This is a genomic window from Chitinophaga polysaccharea, from assembly GCF_902150045.1.
Classification (GTDB): Bacteria; Bacteroidota; Bacteroidia; order Chitinophagales; family Chitinophagaceae; genus Chitinophaga; species Chitinophaga polysaccharea_A.
Genome location: NZ_CABFVU010000001.1, coordinates 3,487,125 through 3,506,507, shown reverse-complemented (window position 1 = coordinate 3,506,507; position 19,383 = coordinate 3,487,125). Strand labels below are relative to the sequence as shown.

The following is a 19,383-nucleotide window of genomic DNA, read 5'->3' as shown; positions in this document are numbered from 1 at the left end:
GGCTTACAGGATATTTATCTAAGTAATCCTTTTAAAAAAGCACCGAACTCCGGTGTCATTCGTGTGCCTTTTTTAACTATTTCCCAATCTCTTGTTATTATTTCTCCATCCTCTAAAACCTCCCACCGACGGCGTTTGGCATGCAGGGTGACCTTTTGGCCACGTATAGGAAAATCCTGAATTGCAATTTCTGAGAAGAAACCTTTGGAGTGTGCTTTTCTATGCTGATGCTCTACTGGGATTGTATTCTTTTCTTCCAGGTATATATCAATACCCTCCTTATTCTGACTTGAATCAATTAAGTCAAAATACTCTAAAACCCCTGCTGGTAACAGCATCTCTACTAGTTTGCGAAAATTCTGATCCACGTGCTTCGTTGGTTAATCTGCTGCAAAAAAACTACTTTTTATCCCATCCCCCAACTTTTCAACTTGATCCCAAATCCTTAACTAGCAATGGTTGCATGATTTTTTGTATTTTTGTAATCAAAGTTCTTTAACACCTTACCACATTGGGATTTTGTGCAAATTTTGTGCAAATAAAAAAGGTCCACTTTCGTGAACCTTTATAACTAACTGATAATCAGGTGCCCAGAACAGGAATCGAACCTGCACTCCCTTTCGGAAACAAGATTTTGAGTCTAGCGCGTCTACCAATTCCGCCATCTGGGCAATCTTACTAATGAACTTACCGCTTCGCTTGCGGGATGCAAATATAGAAACTCTTACTTAATTCACAAATAAATTTTACATTTTTGTATATTTTTTTTCTAACTCCCTATTAACAGGGCGTCCCAGCCGGTTTACAAAGACATACAGTTCGCAAAAATACCCTACATTCAAAGATGGAAAACAAGATACATATCGGGCTTATCCGGGAAGAAAAACACCCCCACGATAACAGGGTTGCCTTTACTCCAAAGCAATGCCAATGGATCATGCATCATTACCCACAGGTGCAGATATTCGTACAGCCCTCCCCGTTACGATGTTACAAAGATGAAGAATATGGAAAAGCAGGCATCACCCTCCGGGAAGATCTTTCTCATTGCACTATACTGCTGGGTATTAAAGAAGTACCTGCTGATAAACTGATGTCTGGAAAAACATACCTGTTCTTCAGCCATACCAAAAAGAAACAGCCGCATAACCAGCATATGCTCCAAACTATATTGGAAAAAGGGATTACACTAATAGATTATGAATGCCTTGTGCATCCCGACGGACAACGTATCCTGGGATTTGGCTTTTTTGCCGGTATTGTGGGCGCTCATAATGGCCTTATGGCTTACGGGGAAAAAACACAGGCCTTTCACTTCAAAAGGGTACACACCTGCCATGATTTCCAGGAACTGATCAACCATTATTTCGGGATCAAACTGCCTCCACTGAAGATAGTGATCACCGGCTCCGGACGCGTGGCCGCCGGCGCCCTGGAGATAATGGGGCTGCTCGGTATCAAATATCTTCCACCGGAAGAATACCTGATCAATACCTATTCTTACCCGGTATATACCCAGCTGAAAGCCGGAGAGCTATACCTGCGGAAAGATGATAAAACATACAGCCGCGCCGACTTCCACCAGCACCCAGAGGCATACGAATGCCGCTTTCTTCCTTATGTTACTGCAAGCGATATCCTCATGAACGGGATTTACTGGGATAAGAAAATCCCCCCGCTCTTCCAGGCAGATGACCTGAAAAAAGATAACTTCCGTATTAAGGTGATCGCCGATATTACAGATGATACAAACGGTTCCATTCCCTGTAACCTGGGCGACAGCACCATTGAAGATCCCGTATACGGCGTTACAAAAGACAAGATGGAGCAAACGGCCCCCTATCTTCCCGAAACCATTGATATGATGTGCGTTAGCAACCTCCCCAATGAGCTGCCAAGAGATGCTTCCCAATACTTTGGAGATCAGCTGATGAAATATGTTTTTGATGAGCTGTTGAAAACAGATAGCGAAATAATCATGAATGCCACCATTACAGACAAGGGGAAACTAACTACCAGGTATAGTTATCTCGACGACTATGCAAAAGGAACAACATCATAAATAATTCAATAGCATTTCGCTTTACACTAAAGCTTTATTTCAAACATAAGCCGTGAACCAGTTCGCGAAACCGTAAACGGATGATCCTCTATTGCAGGCTCCGTAATGCTTATATAATAAGGGTTACAGATATTATCGGATTTCTCTTTCCTGTTAGTGTGAGATAGCGTAATACTACCTACATTGGCAATATCTATCCGGTACTTAAACACTCCTTCCTTCGTATCAGTCACAGGAATCACCAGCGCTCCATACATGGGAGATCCTGTTTGCTTTACAATCACTCCTCCTCTCAAACTCGGTGGCGCAGGGGTAATTGTTATGGCAGAAGTATCAATATTTTTTGATAACAGTATATTCTCCCCTGTTTGTTTATCCAGCAAAATTAACGCTGCCTGGGCCGGCATTCCTTCACTGAGCACGTCTTCACAGGGATTCTTTTGTGATGACTTTTTACACCCGGCACCTAAAACCGTAGCCAGCAGTAATATTAGCGACAGCTGATAAATTTTCTTCGTAAAAAAGCGAAGCAACCGTTTTTCTTTCATAAAACCATTTTATTTTTAATACAGAACAGATTATTCAATCACCCTTATGCCACTCTTCATTGAACTTATCTACCTCTGGTTTACTGGGTGCTGCCACTGCAACTATTACCCCGGTTCCATTATTTGTTATGAAGAACTTTAATGGCCTGAAATACTTTGCGCTCTCTCCAATTGCCTTATAATATAAGTCCCCGTTTTTTACGCTCCGGTTAAATTTAAAAAACGATGCGTATGGCGCCAAACCCAACCGGTATACGGTTCCGCTGTCCGACGATATATTGGTCACCGCAGTTACAACTGTATAGGTCCCCCCGTTCACAGCAGGATCTGGTTCCGGCAGATTTGATATAGCCTGTGCATTTTGTTTTTTACATGCAATAACCAGGGGAAATAACAGCGAGTAAAAAAGTATCTTCTTCATAAAATGAATCTAAGAAACTTTGCGAGGTTGCAAAATAAAAATATCGCAATTGTTATCTTGAAGATCATTCGAAGGGAGCTATCGTAAAAGATTAACAGTGCCTTTCAATTGTTTCTCTGTGCCATTGATGTTCTTATAGCGGATAGAATAAGTAGAAGCTCCAAAGTACTATGGCGGACTTTTACAGGTGCTGTCTACAGATATAAATAATACGGCTGCAGCAACTCTACAAACCCCGGCGTATACACCCGTTCCGCATCATACACGGAAAGCTCACTAACCACTGTATTCCCCGGCTTCCTGGAAAAAATACCCACAGTCCGGAAAAAGCCATGACTCACACTCTGCCGGATATATAACACCTGCTTCAGGTGAAGCCTTGCTGCCAGCGCCAATTCCCTGAAACCTTCAAAAGCCTTATAGGGCAGCAATACCGACAGCTCGCCGGAAACGGCCAGTTGCTGATCTGCTGCTGTGATCAGCTCCTGGTAACTCAGGTTGGTGGCATGCATCGCCTGGTCTTTTCCTGCATGCCCGCTTTTAAGCGCATGCTCATAGAACGGCGGGTTGCTGATAATAAAATCATACTTCACAGCCCCATCCATTTTTCGTATATCCTGCCTGGTTAGGGTCAATCTGTGCGCCCAGGGAGAATCATCAAAATTCTGCATGGCCTGGAGCGCTGCGGCAGCGTCCAGTTCCACCCCGGTTATTACCCCGTCTACCTGCTGAGCCAGCATAAGGCTCAGCAGCCCGGTGCCGGCGCCTAGATCCAGTATAGCCGGCGCCGTTATTTCATTTTCTGCCAGGTACCGCGCCGTGAAAGCGCCTTGTATACAGGCATCTGTACATACTTTCATGGCGCAGTGCTCCTGGTGAACGGTAAACTGCTTGAATTTAAAAAATGTGTTTGCCATCTTTATTTTGAATCTAACACCAGCGCCAGGTTGGGCATCCGTAAATTACGGTGAACAGATACCGGGTTTGCCTCCCTGATCACACAGCTTTCTACTTTACCATTGCCCTTTATATATACGGGTAGCTGCTGTATATATATTACCTGCGGTACGTTGCGGTTGATGCCCGCTACTGCCTGTTTTGCAAAGCGGTTATAGTATTTAACCACTAACTGGTTCTTTCCTTCTTTAAGCGATAACAGCACTGCTTCCGATTGTGTTCCTCCACGTTCGGGGTTATTATGCAGTACCTGTTCTTCTCCGTTCAGGTATACCGCAATACCATCTCCGCTGTTAAAACCTACCAGGTAATCACCCGCTTTCGGCGCTGTAATTTCCTGTAAAATATAACTGGCTACGCTCCTGCCGGCGGTTAAAGTAATGGGCGCATCATTTTTCCAGTCGCTGTGCAATGTCCATGCAGCGTTGTCTTTATCCGGCCATGGTTGTGCAGGATCAATATTTTTTACGCTGCCATGTGTTCCATCAATGCCGGACCAAAACGGTCCTGCGCTATACATCGGCCCCCATTGCAGGGAAGCGGCATCATTTTTCAGTGTAGTGGTTACGCCTCCATCCAGCAGTACTTCGCTGGTAACATCATTCAGCGTGAGCGCAATACGCCGGCCTTTCTCCGCATCACTGTACACCAGTTGCAGGGCCGCCGGCTTTTGTGCAGTAAATGCCCATGATTCACCCACTTCACTACGGTAGTAGCTTTCGTAATCAACACCGGAGAAGCTGAATAAAGGCGTGGCATTATGCCTGTTTAAACGGGTGGCATGACGCAGCAGGTGCCCAGGTGTAATATCCACCGCTCCTCTAAAAGCAACAGCCAGTACCGGGATTTCTTTATCGGCCGGTTTAAAATCTGCCGGTAACCGGAGATAGGTGTTGTTATCTTTCAGGGAGATTTTTACCGGCACCTTCTTCCCGCTGCCCAGTAATGTAACCTTGCTGATCTTACTGTTCAGTCCGGGCAATATAATAGTGCCCTGTTCTGGTTGCTGCAGTAAATGCAGGTATAATTTCCCGGGCTTCGCGGTTACTTCACCCCAGGCAAATGTAGTATCAAACGGATTGGCTGAAGCGCCATAAACAGCTTCCCCATTGAGTTTCAGCCAGGCGCCATTGAGCAGCAGCACTTCTTTTTCAAAGTCTACAACCGAGCCATCCCCGCGGGGACCAATATTCAACAGGTAGTTGCCACCGCGGCTTACCACTTTAATCAACCCTTCCAATTTCTCATGTGCCTTATCTGTGGCTTTACCATGTTGCTGCCAGCTGCGGTATCCCCATGTTTCATCATATACGGAGGCAGGTGTTTGCCAGGCGGAAGCAATCTTATAATCGGGGTATTGATTATCTCCCATTACACAAAAATCACCGGCATCATTACCCAAACGTCCGCTAACCATACAGCCCGGCTGCAGCCGATGCACAATATCTGCCAGATCGCGGCTCTGCTGCGCGGTAAGCGACCCCATATCAAACCAGATCTCAGATACAGGGCCATAGTTGGTCATCAGTTCTGTTACCTGCTTCTTGTTAAACTCATGATGTTCGGGGGTAATAGGATCGCTGTTGCTGCTTGAGATAGGATATGCCTGCGGAAAATGCCAGTCGATCAATGAAAAATACATCCCGAATTTCAATCCATGCCGGCGGCATGCATCCGACAACTCTTTCAGCACATCCCGCTTAAAAGGTGTTGCATCCACTACGTTATAATCTGTACAGGCTGTATGGAACATACAAAAGCCATCATGATGTTTGGAAGTCATCACCACCGATTTCATGCCCGCAGCCTTGGCCAGCAATACTATTGAATCAGCATTCCAGTGTTCAGGGTGAAATTGTTTGGCAACATCGCCATATACATCACTGTAAATTCCGGCGTGCGACTGTATCTGCTCACTGTATCCCCGGGTAACAGGTTTGCCTTCCCAAACACCGCCCAGCGTGGAATAAATCGCACCCCAATGGATGAACATAGAATACTTCTGGTTCTTCCACTCCGTCTGAGCCACAGGCGTTTGCGCCAACAATAATTTGCCCATCACAACAAGGCCCAATAAAAAAACAAAGCTTTTCTTCATAGATATGAAACAGTTATAAAAATCCCGTAATCAGCCTAATCATCATAATCCTGAGTCAGACAAAATCCGCATCGCCAAAGGCGAGCATAAAGCTAAACTGATATATGGATGGATGAGAATAGAATTTTAACAATTAGCAGTTCCTTTTTACCGTCCCTTGTTAACGGAATTTAAAAGCGGTTAAAAAGCGGCTCTTGCAGTAGGTACCGCATCCAGTGATGCAAAATCACCCGCCAGGTATTTATAGTAGGCGGTAATCGCAATCATGCCTGCATTGTCTGTACAATATTCAAACTTCGGAATAAAAGTACGCCAGTAATGTTTTTGCCCCCACTCCGTTAATGCAGCGCGCAAACCACTGTTGGCGCTTACGCCGCCGGCAATGGCAATATCGCGGATACCTGTTTCTTCTGATGCCTTCAGCACCTTGTTCAGTAATATACTAATGATGCGTTGCTGTATAGAAGCGCAGATATCGGGGAGATTTTGAGAGATAAAAGCCGGATCTTTCTGCTGATTCTCCTGCAGAAAATATAGAATGGCCGTTTTAAGCCCGCTGAAGCTGAAGTTCAGGTCCGGGATACGTGGCTCGGGGAATTTAAACCGGGCAGGATTACCTGTTTGAGCATACTTATCAATCAGCGGACCGCCGGGATAAGGCAATCCCAATATCTTGGCGCTTTTGTCGAAAGCTTCGCCGGCAGCATCATCCAGTGTTTCGCCAATCACCCGCATACGCAGTGGGCTTTCACATAAAACGATCTGGGTATGGCCTCCGGACACGGTTAAGCATAAAAAGGGGAAATCCGGTTTGGGATCGTCAATCAGGTTCGCCAGCACATGCGCCTGCATATGATGCACGCCTATCAGTGGGATATCCAGCGCCATGGCCATGGACTTGGCGAAGCAGCTGCCCACCAGCAGGGAGCCGATAAGGCCGGGCGATTGTGTAAAAGCAATAGCGCTCAGCTCCTCCCGCTTCACGCCTGCCGTTTTCAGGGCAATATCCACCACCGGCACTATATTTTCCTGGTGCGCCCGGGAAGCCAGTTCCGGTACCACGCCTCCGTATTGTTCATGTACTTTCTGGCTTGCAATATGATTGGATAATACCTTTCCATCTACGATCACTGCTGCTCCTGTATCATCGCAGGACGACTCTATAGCTAATATTTTAACCGACATAAGGAACAAAATTAATAAAAAAGGCGGGAAAACCCCGCCTGTACAACAGCCCCGCTGTTGCCGTTATTTTAAGCCCTGCTTAGTTGCTCCGGATGGCCACTACCGGATCCAGCTTACTGGCGGTATAGGCCGGGATAAAGCCCGCCAGCAACCCTACCAGGGCAGATATGCTCAGCCCGAATATGACAGATCCCGCGGAAAGTACCATCTCGAAAGTACCAGACAGGTTAATAATCACTGTAAGCAGGTATACCAGCAGTAACCCAAACGTTCCCCCCAATAAACAGAGGCTCACCGCTTCCAGCAGGAATTCCATCAGGATAATACCCCGCCGCGCCCCTATAGCCTTTTTCAGCCCGATGATATTGGTCCGTTCCTTTACGGTTACAAACATAATATTGGCAATACCAAAAGCCCCTACAATGAGCGCAAACACAGCAATCAGTCCCCCGCCCATATTAATGGCGGCAAACATGGAGTTCAGGCTATCGTTGGCCGTACTGATCTCATTCAGCGAAAAATCATCCTCCTCTTTAGGCCTTAACCGGTGACTGGCGCGCACTACTCCCCTTAGCTCATCTTTCAGCTGCTCCATGCTCACATTGGGTTTTGCTTTAATAAGGATGTATGGGTCCGCAAAACGGCGCTCATCCACCACGGTGCGGGCAAACCGGTATGGCAGGATGATGGCATTATCATACCCGATCCCGCCGATCATGCTCTCCCCTTTTTTCTTCAGCAGCCCGATGACCTTCACATCCCTGCCGGCTACCTTTACCACTTTGCCCATGGCCGCTTCCGGCGAAGGGAAAAGCCCATCCCATATCGTAAAGCCCAGTATAGCCACATTGGCGCCGCTGTTACTCTCACTGTTGGCAAAAAAACGGCCGTCCAGGATCTGTAAGGTCTGTATCTGGTCAAAGTCATTAGTCACCGCCATCATTGTCACCCCATCCATATAATCATCTCCAAACTCTACTTTCTTATTACCCGATTCAAAGTTAAAGGAAGCAAAGCTGGCGCTCTGCACCTTATCCTGGATAGGTTTGAGATCTTTATATTCCGGCTCCGGGCGGTTCATATATTTCCACCAGGGATACTCACCATTGCCACCCCAGGGCCACTTCTGCATATATACCACATCATCGCCCAGGTCCGCCAGATCCTTCCTGATATTGTGTTCCAGGCTGCCGGTAAGCGTAAATACCGCGATGATGCAAAAGATGCCGATGGTAATCCCAAACAACGATAAAAAAGTGCGCAATTTATTTACCCGCAGCTCCTGCATCGCCATTTTGAAACTATTCCATAATATTTTAAGGGTCGCTATCATATTCCAAATTTAGCGGATTTATCGGCACGGGCAGTGCCAATAAACACGAAATATAGCCGGACAAAAAATTTAGTTACCTTTGCTGCCATTTTTCGGATATATATGAAGTACGCTAACGAAATCAGTAAAAGAAAATCCTTTGCTATCATCGCTCACCCGGATGCCGGTAAAACTACGCTGACAGAGAAATTCCTCCTGTTCGGCGGAGCTATCCAGACTGCCGGTGCGGTGAAGTCCAATAAAATAAAGAAACATACCACTTCGGATTTCATGGAAATTGAAAGACAAAGAGGTATCTCCGTAGCCACTTCCGTAATGACCTTCGAATACCGCGATATCCTGGTGAACCTCCTGGATACTCCCGGTCACAAAGACTTTGCGGAAGATACCTACCGTACGCTTACGGCGGTAGACAGTGTAGTGCTGGTGATCGACTGTGTGAAAGGGGTGGAAGAACAAACAGAAAGACTCATGGAAGTGTGCCGCATGCGCGATACGCCTGTGATCATCTTCGTGAATAAAATGGACCGCGACGGTAAATATCCCTTCGATCTCCTGGATGAACTGGAAGAAAAACTCAACATCCGCGTAAGGCCCCTCAGCTGGCCTATTAACATGGGCAGCGACTTTAAAGGCGTTTACAACCTGTACGATAAAAGTCTGGTATCTTTCTTACCCAATAAGAAAGCAACCGATGAAGATGTAGTGCCGCTCACAGATCTCAGCAGCAGCTACATCGACGAGCACTTCAATGAAAAAGATGCCGCCCAGCTGCGTGGCGATGTAGAGCTGATCGAAGGCGTGTACGACGCTTTTAACCGGGAAGATTACCTGGCCGGTAAACTGGCCCCCGTATTCTTCGGCAGCGCCGTAAATAATTTTGGGGTGAAAGACCTGCTCGATACCTTTGTGGACATCGCTCCCATTCCGCGTAACCGCACTGCCACCACGCGTGAAATAGACGTGAACGAAGATAAATTCAGCGGGTTTATATTTAAGATCCATGCCAACCTCGATCCCCGCCACCGCGACCGTATCGCTTTCCTTCGTGTTTGCTCAGGCAAATTTGAAAGGAACAAATTCTATCATCATGTTCGTTTAGACAAGGACGTTAGGTTCAGCAACCCTTACAGCTTTCTTGCCCGTGAAAAGAACGTGGTAGATGATGCCTTCCCTGGCGATGTGGTGGGCCTGTTCGACACCGGTAACTTCAAGATCGGTGATACCCTTACGGAAGGTGAAGACTTTTACATCACCGGCATTCCAAGCTTTTCGCCTGAACTGTTTAAGGAACTGGTGAATAAAGACCCGCTGAAAACCAAACAACTGGAAAAAGGTATCCGCCAGCTTACAGATGAAGGCGTGGCGCAGCTCTTTACCCAACACGGCGGCAACCGCAAAATTATTGGCTGCGTGGGCGACCTCCAGTTTGAAGTGATCCAGTACCGCCTGCTCCAGGAATATGGCGCCGCCTGCCAGTTCAATACCCTGCCTTTCTACAAGGCCTGCTGGCTCACCGGCCCTAAAAACAAGATTGAAGAATTCATCCGCTTTAAATCCTCCAATATCGTGGAAGATAAAGACGGCCATCTGGTATACCTGGCCCAGTCGGAATGGTACCTGAATACAGAGCGCACCAACAACCCGGAGATCCAGTTCAACTTTACTTCGGAGATCCACAAGTAGTGGGGCTGAGCGCCGAAGGCAGGCACAAAAAAGCCGCTTCCCGTGAACAGGTGCGGCATTACTTGTACGACCAACTCAAATTATTGCTTTATTGAGAATATTTTGATTTAGGTGCTGTGTATCGTGTGTGTGATGCAAAAATAGGTTCCCCTTTCCGCTTCCATTTCTCGAAGCGGGAAAATGATTTACGCAATCGGGAATCTTTAATCCCGGGAAATAGAATACTGGAAGATGTATTCCTCTATAGTGCCATCCCGTACGCCTTCTACGCGTGCATCCAGGTGCCTGGCATCTTTAAAGCGATAAGTGATCTTTTTGGGGAAATCGTTGTTCAGGTCTTCTGCTACGAAACCAATTGGTTTTAATACCCGCAACCGGAGATGTATGGTAGCGGGTTTATCCTGTCCTTCATAGGCAGGGATATAAAAGATGTCGGCGCCTCTTCGTACCAGCTGCATGGATTGCTGCAACGCGCTGTCCGTTCCCACTACCCGCCAGGTTTTCCCTGTCCAGGTAGAATCGTTGCTCCGGCTCCATGTTTCCACGATGGTGCTTTTGCGGGTATTCATCTTCCAGGTGCCTTCCAGCTTATCCAGGAAGCGGAAATCGGCAGGGTTCACCTGGCCGGCAGTTTGCAGGCTGCCGGCCAGTAAAAGGATCAGCAGCAGGTAACTACTGTTGTACCACCGCTTCTTCGCCATAGATCTGCTGTTTATATTTAAGAGAAGGAGAAGTAAGTAAAGGCCCCATGCCCAGTTCTGGCCATTTGGTATCCACTTTCCGGATAGTGGCATCGTCCGCAACAATGATATTGGGCCAGTCGCGCTCAAAATTGTCCAGCAGCCTGGTTTTGAGGGTACCGTCCATACCAATTCCACCTATATACCTGCCGGGTTCAGTGCTTGGTACGCGAACTATAAAGCTGTCGCGCTTAGGGTCCAGGTTATTGCAGAAACGCCATAATGCGGAGGCAAGGTCGCTCACATCTACCGTATGCTCCACGAAGAGGATCATTTTAATACCGGCGAGTGCGGGCAGCGTGTACAGCTGTTCATTCAGTTCCCGTACATGCGAAGGGCGGGCTTTTTCTACCGCTATCAGTATACAGGAAATATCCTGCTGGAGCAGGGAAGCATTAATGCCTTTTATTTCGGGGAACTGCTGCATGATAGCCGCCGTGTCTATCTGACGGGGTGCAGGAACAGTTACAAAAGCTGTATCCTGCTCCTCTTCATATTTACGGGTACCGTCTATACACATTTTACCGCCAAAGCCCATTTTGGAGCAGGAATGATCCAGTACATCCATTGGGCCCTGGCTCAGGTATATGTCGGTAGCAGGATTCAGGTGTTGGAAGACATATTGCGCCAGCTGTTTGTAATCATTGATCTTTGTGCCGTCGTCTGTTACTACCAGGATCTTGTTAAACATCATCTGGCCTGCACCCCACATGGCATTCATTACCTTCTGTGCCTGGCCTGCATAGTCTTTTTTGATCTGCGCAATCACCAGGTTATGGAACACGCCTTCCACCGGCATTTCCATGTCAATGATTTCAGGTACCAGGGTCATTTTAATAGGCGCCAGGAAAATACGTTCGGTAGCTTTACCTATCCAGGCGTCTTCCTGTGGCGGAATGCCTACTATCGTTGACGGGTATACGGCGTCTTTGCGGTGTGTGATAGCCGTTACATGAAACCGAGGGTACCAGTCGGCCAGTGAATAATAGCCTGTATGATCACCGAAAGGTCCTTCCCATATGAGGTCTTCAGCAGGTTCCACATAACCTTCAATCACAAAATCGGCATCTGCCGGTACTTCTATTTCCGGTTGGGTGATACATTTTACCAGTTCTACTTTCTTTTTACGGAGAAAGCCTGCCAGCATGTATTCATCCACGTTTTCCGGGAGCGGCGCAGTAGCGGAGTAGGTATAAACAGGATCCCCGCCCAGTACTACGGCAACGGGCATACGCTTATTCAGCTTCTTGTATTCCATGAAGTGCTTGGCAGATACTTTGTGTTTATGCCAGTGCATACCGGTCATATCTTTTTCAAATACCTGCATCCGGTACATTCCTACGTTACGGGTGCCGGTAAGGGGATCTTTGGTATGGATCACGGGAAGCGTGATGAACGGGCCTCCGTCTTTAGGCCAGCAGGTAAGCACCGGCAGTTTGCTGAGATCGGGATCGGCCATTACTACTTCCTGGCAGCTGCCTTTACCGCTTACCACTTTGGGCATCCAGGAGGCAAATTGTCCGAGTTTTGGCAGCAGGGCCAGTTTATCGAGTATACTTTCCTTGGGTTTGGATAATAATTTAAAGAGATCTTCAATTTCACCGGCTACATCGTCCAGTTCATTCACGCCCAGCGCCAGGCACATACGGCGGTAGCTGCCCATGGAGTTGATCAATACGGGGAAACCGGTACCGGTATTTTCAAACAGCAGGGCTTTGCCTCCGTCTGGCGATTTGCTCACCCTGTCGGTGATTTCAGCGATTTCCAGTTTAGGGTCCACATAAGTTTTTATGCGTACCAGTTCTCCTGCCTGTTCCAGCGTATCTATAAAATGTCTGAGATGTTTATATGCCATGTTGAATCTTATTACCAATCAACAAAAGTAACCATCCCGCACCGCAATAAAAAATGCCCCCCATTTAAAAACGGGAGGCATCTCATTTATTCCATTTTCAGTTATCAGTTCACTATGGTAACACCTGCGTGGAATACGGCCCTTGGCCTGGACGGATAGTAGCGTACCGGGGGCGGTACTGGTACCGGAACAGGTACTACAGCCGGATAATACGCAGGCCTTGCATATACCACCCGTGGCCGGCGGTAGCAATCATCGTATCGATCGCGTACATACACTCTCCTTGGGCGCTCGCATCTTTCCCAGCGGTCATCATCCCAACGGTCATGTCCACGTCCGTGTCCATATCCATGGCCGCGTCCCCTTTGTGCATACGTGGTGAGCACAGTGCCGCCAATAAGCAGCATCAACAGCAGTACTTTTTTCATTTTTTTTGGTTTTTAGTTCAAGATCGGTTGGCAAATAAAAGTTGTGGTGTGTTATTCATTTTCAGCCCGTATACCGGGTAAAGGACGCATCAGCAACAACATAAACGGATCCGGGATATTCGATAAAAGTATACCTGCGAGGCTTATGCCGTTTCTTATAGTGCTTTTTATAATGATGCGGTGGATGCGGCGGCCGGTGATGCGGAGGCCTTGGTGGCCTGGGCAGCCCTGGTGGCAAAGGCGGCGCCGGTGGATGTGGTAAATGTGCCGGTGCCGGAGGCCTTGGCGGCAGTGGTGGTGCGGGCGGCCGGTGCTGCGCGGAAACGCTCATGGCACCTGTTATCAACATCACGGAAGCTATATTTAAAAACTTCTTCATGGCACTTCGTTTTCGTTAGCAAAACAGGCAGTGGCGCACCAACTTATTTTTGCGGGCTGTTGTTTCATTACTCTCTCCGCGATTTGTGATACTGCGATCCGCCATAAGCTGGTGGCTGCATTTATACCTGTTTGAACTCATAAATTCAACAACTATGCCAATAAAAAAATCCCGGCGTATGCCGGGATTTATACTATCGTTAAAGCATGAGTATTAATTTATTATGGCCTCAGTATAGGGCAGCGGGTAGCCTTCGGTTTTCCCCAGCCGCTGCCACCACCCAAACGGTAGGTAATGGTAAAGCCGGAAAAGGCATACCAGTCTTTATATTTATCGGAACCACGTATAGTGCCATCCGCAGGATAGGTTCCGGGCGTCGCTTTGCCGGTTATTTCATCGCCACGGTAAGCCATATCCACCGATTTCTGGCCACGGTAAGTGAGCAACGTGTTCTGGTCTACATAATTAGTGCTCAGGTCATCCAGGTAATCCGTGGTAGTAGGACGAAGCCCTATTTCAAATCCAAGTGTCCATTTTTCATTGATATTGGCCTTTATACCGGCTCCAAAAGGGAAAGAGAAGGAAAACAGGTCGTAAGGCTGCCTGGTGGGGTATTGAGGTAATCCCTGCCCTTCGGTACCCAGGGGCCGAAGCCTTACCCGGTTACCCGACTGGTCTTTCGCTGTAGGATCAAAGCCGAAACCTCCCACACCTACAAATACATAAGGCGTAAATCCTTTTTCATCCAGGTCAAAAAAGTTGATCTCGCCAATCAGGCTACCTTCAAATACGTTTGAGCGGAAACTCAGGTTGCGGGCCAGCAGGTCTTTGCTTGTATTTGTGCTGTCGGCTCCTGTGGCAATTCCCCAGGTAAAGGCGGCACGGATAGTAAGGTAACGGTTAATGTCTTTTCTCACCAGCAGTCCCAGTGCAGGCCGGGTATATTTCATATCCACCCGTTGCTGGGTAAGATCCCCGCTGTAGTTGGAAATACCTGCAAAAGCGCCGACATGCCAGTCCTGCGCAAAGGTAAAAAAGGGAACTGCCATGAATAACAACAGTATTCCGGTAGATTTGGAGAATTTCAATGTATTTAAGTTTAAGAGGTTAGTCCTATTTGATCGTGCATCCATTTAACGTTATTACCACAATTTTTATTTGGTGCCTCCCCCTCAAACTTTCTGCTGCATTTCTGGCACAACTACTTTAAAAATGTAAAAATAAACTAATAAACCAATTAACTAATAAACAATTAAACTAACATCTTATATAAGCCCATCCCTGGTGCTGCCTTTCCACCAGGTGCGCTATGGCCGCAGGTACTACTTCCACAAAGGGAAACAGCTGCTGCACTGTCAGCTGGTGGCTGTTCAGGGTATTGCTGCAAATAAGGAAACGGACGGACCGCTCATGCAAAGCGGTCACTTTTTCAGGGAAAGGATGCCCTTCTGCCAGCAGCAGATTCCAGGCGTGGCCATGCACTACCACCTCCACGGCTATACGTGCTTCACGTTCGCTGGTATAATTAAGCAGATTATTGAGTTGCCCCAGCATAGATAAATGGGCATGCTGCTCCCCGGATGTGATCTGAAAAACTACCTGCATGCCGGCAAACCTAACTAAATATTGTTAAACCCGGAAGCAATGGCATCAAAACCAGGTGGATGTTATTATCAGTGATGATTCTCTTTTTGTTTTTGCAGCTCATACTGCAGCTTCCGCAGCTTTTCTTCGAGTCTGCAATATCTTTCCTTCGCCTCGTGCAGCTGGAATAATAACGAAGCTTCTTTCTGTTCCTGCTTCACAAGATTAACATTTGCTGCCCGCAAGGCCCTGAAATGGTGGAACAATATCGTCCAGCCCAATAACAATAATAAAACTAAAACAATGATGACGGCTACCATAAAATAAAAAGGTTAAACTTCCCTGTGCCAACTATGCTGAACTGCCGGACAATGGCGTTGCGACCGGCCGCAACTCCATAACAGGATTTATAGGACAAAATGACTTTAATGGTTAATGATCCTTTTGACTGGCCTGACTGATGGTATATACATGACACGACTATCAAATTTATTCATTCCTGCAGTTACCGGTTTGTCCATTTTAGCTTTTTTGATTTTTTTCCTGCCGCGAACCTAAGTTCCCGGTAGCTTTTTTCTATATATTAAAAATATTTACACTAAGACCGTCGTGTATCATTCTGAAAATCAATCATATAAAATGATCTGAAAATTTACTCCGGGAGAACCGTAAAAAAAATTAAATTAGGCATCATATTTCACGTAATTATCTTCTGACACAGGACTTAGATCAGCGTACCGGATCCGATGAAAATCAACTAAATCCCTCATATTGTATGGCCGCCCTACTGACCAAAGAACAACTCGAAAATTTTGCTTTACAGGGATTATCTTATGCAGATGATCATGTGAGTGATCCCTTCAACATTAAAGATGTGGCCGAACGCCTCGGTATTTCCTATTCCTATTTTTATCACACCTTTGCCAGCTATATGGGAGAACCATTCTGGCACTATGTAAAGCGGCACCGGCTGGAACTGGGTGCAGGCCTGTTACGGCATAGCGGTTATAACATCAGCGAAATAAGCGAATATTGCGGATATGCCACCATCGCCGCTTTCAGCAAAGCCTTCAAGCTGCACTTTAAAGAAAGCCCCAAGGATTTCCGCCGTATCATTATCCTGCCCAATGAAAGCAGAACACTCCAGATCACTAAAACCATTACCAACGCATTGGGCAATGAAGCATTCCAGGAACTGTTCAACTACGATCGCTGTGAAAAGATCAGGATGCCTGACAGCGTCCTCTACTACTCCTTCATCTCCCGGGGCCAGGACCCCATCGCAGAAATGATCGCCAGGATGAACTTTTATCACAACCTGTTTAAAAAGATGCAGACATTATACGATCTGCCACAAAGCAGGATCATTACGGGAACCCTCGATGCAGTACCTGTAACCAACTATGAAAAATTATCCATGTTTGCCGGACTGCTGATCCCTGCATCGGCTATTGGCGCACATATACAACTGCAAAAGAACCATGCCTATCTCGCCACCAAACGGATAGCGGGTGGCAATTATCTCAAACTGCCGGTGCCTATGGACTTTGCCACCGCTGGCATGCCCATGTACAACTTTATCAGCACCAATTGTAAAGAAGGAGTATTCAAAATGAGCGGGAATCACTTTTTTATTTCGCTCGACGGCCCGAAATATTCTGAAATATTTATCCCGCTGCTCAAAAAACATTATTAAAAAGAAGGGAATACCCAGCCCCTTATCCCCTTCCCTGCTCTACTATCTGGTAAATATTGCCCGGAAACAATTGGCGCTTGTATTCACTGTATCTTTCTGCGGTTTGCCTGTTCCGTAAAATTCATTCAGGAAACCGGCGGCATCCGTCCACACCGTTTGCATCATCCCGCGGAAACGCGGCTTCATTTCTTTGGTGGCGCTGGCACGGTAGTCGTACATATCTTTCAGTTGCTGCTTTGCATTGGCAGGCATTCTCCACGGACAGGTGATTACCGCCAATCCCTTCATGGCCAGGTATACCGGCGTTTTATCAGGGCGCTCATAATGCCAGTCGCAGATGATCACATCTTTTGGAACCAGGTCCACCGCACGGTGGGTATTGTTCATACTCGCCTCCCAGGCGCCTAAACCGGTAAGCTTGCCATCCAGCAACCGGTCGCCCCATATCCATAGCTCACGGCCCTTTTCGGCCAGGTGATTGCGGATCGTCCATACTTCCGCGGCAAATAATTCTGCCTTATCACGGCCACCACAGCGGGGGCACTTATCTTCCCCGATATAAAAAACTTCATCCATGCCCGCATGAAAGGCGGTACTTTCAAACACATCACAGATCTCATCTACCAGCTCAAAAACAATTTTATGTACTCCCGGGTGTAACGGGCAATAACTTTTACAATACAGTCCGTCGGCATTAGGCCATACATAGTTTGCCGGCAGCTTCACCCAGGGCGTTTCATCAAAGTCCGGGTATATCTTCAGCAGGTTGCCAATGGTACCTGCCCACGACTGATGCCCAAGCAAATTGATCTGTGGTATCAGGCGGATGTTGTGTTTTCGGCAGGTTTGAATCAGCTGCTTTACCTGCTGCTCCGTTAAAGCGCCTGCATCACGCAGCTCAGGATGTGATTTAAACTGGTAATTAAAATCAACACGCAACACCAATGTGTTGATATGCCGTGGCGCCAGCTCGGTATCAATAAATTTAAGGAAAGAAGCCAGGCCTTCCGCTCTGGGCGCTGCTATACAAAAACCGCGCACAGGAAGCGTGTCCGCCGGCAAGGGTTTTGCAAAGGAAAGGGACACACTGCCACAAACAAGCAGTAAAAGGGTAAACAATTTTTTCATAAGTGATAAATTTTTTCAGGCATGCCCTAAAATAAAGAAAGCAATGCGTAACTGCAACCTTTTCGATGTAACAAATGTATAATCACCTTCCCGTCTTATACATCTTGATTTTTAATATCTTTGATAAAAGCACTACCTCTATGAACGAGATCAAACTTCCGTTTACTGCCCGTCTCACTTTTACCCTTTTTTCCATCATCCTTATTATTTACATTGCCCACGTAGGCAGCGGTATCATTGTTCCGCTCATGTTTGCCATGCTTATTGCCATCATGCTGCTGCCCGTAGTTCACCTACTGGAAAAATGGCGTATTCCCCGCGGACTGGCAGCTATTATAGCCGTATTGCTGTTTATCATAGGCCTGGTACTGTTAATACTACTGCTGGGCAAACAAATGGAAGCCTTTATTTCCGACTTTCCCCAGCTGGAACAGAAACTGACGCTAGTGATCGACTCCACCCAGGATTGGGTGAACACCAAATTCCATATCAACTCCAGCACCCAGATGAATTACGTGGAAAAAGCCATGATGGGCACATTGGGCACTGCTACCAGCTTCATCAGTCAAACATTCCTCTCTGTTTCTTCCCTGTTAATATTTGTAGTGTTTGTATTCCTGTATGCATTCTTTATTCTCTTCTACCGCAGGTTGCTGGTATCTTTCCTGATAAAGATCTTCCAGGAACAGCACCGGGAAAAACTGCTCATTGTTATTGCCAGCACCCGCACCATTATTAAAAGCTATGTAGGCGGATTGATGATAGAAATGGTGATAGTAGCAGTTCTCAATACAACACTGTTTTTTATCCTTGGCATCAAATACGCTATCCTGCTTGGCGTAATGGCAGCCATCTTCAATATTATCCCATATGTAGGTATTTTAACAGCTGCCATTCTCATTATCCTGGTCACCCTGGCCACGGGCACGCCTATACAGGCATTACAGGCGGGGATCGCCCTGTTCCTTATTCATGTGTTCGACAGCAACATCCTGTTCCCCAGTATCGTGGGGTCTAAGGTGAAGATCAACGCATTGGTCACTATTGTGGGAGTAGTGCTCGGCAATATGTTATGGGGCATTCCCGGAATGTTTCTCGCCATCCCTACTATCGCCATCATTAAAATTATTTGTCAGAATATCGAAGAAATGGCCCCCTGGGCTATCCTGCTGGGTGATGAATCCAAACCGAAAGTGAAGAAGGTGAAAATGCTGAAAAAAGACTAACAAAAAAATTGTTCCCGGCATCATCACCGGGAACAACTTCACACTATAAATCAACAA

General features: G+C 46.9%; 19 protein-coding genes and 1 tRNA gene. 4 read left to right on the top strand and 16 right to left on the bottom strand.

Annotated features, from left to right (window positions below; genetic code table 11):
* Window positions 1–14: 14 nt before the first annotated feature.
* Together FN124_RS14420 and FN124_RS14415 are read right to left on the bottom strand one after the other, a co-directional pair.
* On the bottom strand, window positions 15–338 hold the full coding sequence (locus tag FN124_RS14420) for an ISAon1 family transposase N-terminal region protein (RefSeq protein WP_142683040.1): 324 nt from the start codon (window positions 336–338) through the stop codon (window positions 15–17).
* A gap of 249 nt (window positions 339–587) precedes the next feature.
* Window positions 588–671: transfer RNA gene (locus FN124_RS14415), tRNA-Leu, on the bottom strand.
* Between the two features lie 173 nt (window positions 672–844).
* Between FN124_RS14415 and FN124_RS14410 the strand changes: the two genes are divergently transcribed.
* A complete protein-coding gene (locus FN124_RS14410; RefSeq protein WP_142685400.1) occupies window positions 845–2,062 on the top strand; it encodes an NAD(P)-dependent oxidoreductase in 1,218 nt (405 codons plus the stop codon).
* A 26-nt stretch (window positions 2,063–2,088) separates the two neighbouring features.
* Here FN124_RS14410 and FN124_RS14405 read toward each other — a convergent pair whose 3' ends face one another.
* The 6 genes from FN124_RS14405 to FN124_RS14380 all read right to left on the bottom strand — a co-directional run bounded on the left by FN124_RS14405 (window position 2,089) and on the right by FN124_RS14380 (window position 8,604).
* Window positions 2,089–2,610: a hypothetical protein gene (locus FN124_RS14405; protein WP_142685399.1), complete on the bottom strand. Its 522-nt coding sequence runs from the start codon at window positions 2,608–2,610 to the stop codon at window positions 2,089–2,091.
* A gap of 34 nt (window positions 2,611–2,644) precedes the next feature.
* On the bottom strand, window positions 2,645–3,031 hold the full coding sequence (locus FN124_RS14400) for a hypothetical protein (protein ID WP_142685398.1): 387 nt from the start codon (window positions 3,029–3,031) through the stop codon (window positions 2,645–2,647).
* Between the two features lie 194 nt (window positions 3,032–3,225).
* Window positions 3,226–3,948, bottom strand: a complete 723-nt coding sequence (locus tag FN124_RS14395; protein ID WP_142685397.1) for a tRNA1(Val) (adenine(37)-N6)-methyltransferase — start codon at window positions 3,946–3,948, stop codon at window positions 3,226–3,228.
* A 2-nt stretch (window positions 3,949–3,950) separates the two neighbouring features.
* Window positions 3,951–6,086: an alpha-L-fucosidase gene (locus FN124_RS14390; RefSeq protein ID WP_142685396.1), complete on the bottom strand. Its 2,136-nt coding sequence runs from the start codon at window positions 6,084–6,086 to the stop codon at window positions 3,951–3,953.
* A 180-nt stretch (window positions 6,087–6,266) separates the two neighbouring features.
* On the bottom strand, window positions 6,267–7,271 hold the full coding sequence (tsaD, locus tag FN124_RS14385; RefSeq protein WP_142685395.1) for a tRNA (adenosine(37)-N6)-threonylcarbamoyltransferase complex transferase subunit TsaD: 1,005 nt from the start codon (window positions 7,269–7,271) through the stop codon (window positions 6,267–6,269).
* Window positions 7,272–7,350: 79 nt separating this feature from the next.
* A complete protein-coding gene (locus tag FN124_RS14380) occupies window positions 7,351–8,604 on the bottom strand; it encodes an ABC transporter permease (protein ID WP_142685394.1) in 1,254 nt (417 codons plus the stop codon).
* Between the two features lie 102 nt (window positions 8,605–8,706).
* Here FN124_RS14380 and FN124_RS14375 point away from each other — a divergent pair, with 102 nt between their 5' ends.
* Window positions 8,707–10,290: a peptide chain release factor 3 gene (locus FN124_RS14375; RefSeq protein ID WP_142685393.1), complete on the top strand. Its 1,584-nt coding sequence runs from the start codon at window positions 8,707–8,709 to the stop codon at window positions 10,288–10,290.
* Between the two features lie 203 nt (window positions 10,291–10,493).
* On the opposite strand, the gene FN124_RS14370 is transcribed toward FN124_RS14375, so the two are convergent.
* From FN124_RS14370 to FN124_RS31445, 7 genes are all read right to left on the bottom strand, one after another.
* Entirely contained in the window at window positions 10,494–10,991 is a 498-nt protein-coding gene (locus FN124_RS14370) for a DUF6265 family protein (protein ID WP_142685392.1), read from the bottom strand.
* On the bottom strand, window positions 10,963–12,885 hold the full coding sequence (locus FN124_RS14365; protein ID WP_142685391.1) for a menaquinone biosynthesis decarboxylase: 1,923 nt from the start codon (window positions 12,883–12,885) through the stop codon (window positions 10,963–10,965). The genes FN124_RS14370 and FN124_RS14365 overlap by 29 nt, the downstream gene beginning before the upstream one ends.
* 104 nt (window positions 12,886–12,989) lie before the next feature.
* Window positions 12,990–13,313, bottom strand: coding sequence for a hypothetical protein (locus tag FN124_RS14360; protein ID WP_142685390.1), 324 nt, complete (start codon window positions 13,311–13,313; stop codon window positions 12,990–12,992).
* A gap of 167 nt (window positions 13,314–13,480) precedes the next feature.
* Entirely contained in the window at window positions 13,481–13,714 is a 234-nt protein-coding gene (locus FN124_RS14355) for a hypothetical protein (RefSeq protein WP_142685389.1), read from the bottom strand.
* A gap of 199 nt (window positions 13,715–13,913) precedes the next feature.
* Window positions 13,914–14,780 carry a type IX secretion system protein PorG gene (gene porG / locus FN124_RS14350; RefSeq protein ID WP_185937198.1) on the bottom strand — a complete coding sequence of 289 codons (867 nt, stop codon included), beginning with the start codon at window positions 14,778–14,780 and terminating at the stop codon, window positions 13,914–13,916.
* A 169-nt stretch (window positions 14,781–14,949) separates the two neighbouring features.
* On the bottom strand, window positions 14,950–15,297 hold the full coding sequence (locus FN124_RS14345; protein WP_142685387.1) for a DsrE family protein: 348 nt from the start codon (window positions 15,295–15,297) through the stop codon (window positions 14,950–14,952).
* Window positions 15,298–15,365: 68 nt separating this feature from the next.
* Window positions 15,366–15,497, bottom strand: coding sequence for a hypothetical protein (locus FN124_RS31445; RefSeq protein ID WP_260607429.1), 132 nt, complete (start codon window positions 15,495–15,497; stop codon window positions 15,366–15,368).
* A 554-nt stretch (window positions 15,498–16,051) separates the two neighbouring features.
* Here FN124_RS31445 and FN124_RS14340 point away from each other — a divergent pair.
* Entirely contained in the window at window positions 16,052–16,972 is a 921-nt protein-coding gene (locus FN124_RS14340; RefSeq protein ID WP_142685386.1) for a helix-turn-helix transcriptional regulator, read from the top strand.
* A 42-nt stretch (window positions 16,973–17,014) separates the two neighbouring features.
* Here FN124_RS14340 and FN124_RS14335 read toward each other — a convergent pair whose 3' ends face one another.
* Complete coding sequence (locus FN124_RS14335) at window positions 17,015–18,100, bottom strand: family 20 glycosylhydrolase (RefSeq protein ID WP_142685385.1); 1,086 nt, start codon at window positions 18,098–18,100, stop codon at window positions 17,015–17,017.
* A gap of 140 nt (window positions 18,101–18,240) precedes the next feature.
* On the opposite strand from FN124_RS14335, the gene FN124_RS14330 reads away from it, so the two are divergent.
* The gene (locus FN124_RS14330; protein ID WP_185937197.1) at window positions 18,241–19,326 is read left to right on the top strand and encodes an AI-2E family transporter; all 1,086 of its coding nucleotides are present in this window, start codon (window positions 18,241–18,243) and stop codon (window positions 19,324–19,326) included.
* Window positions 19,327–19,383 lie beyond the last annotated feature (57 nt).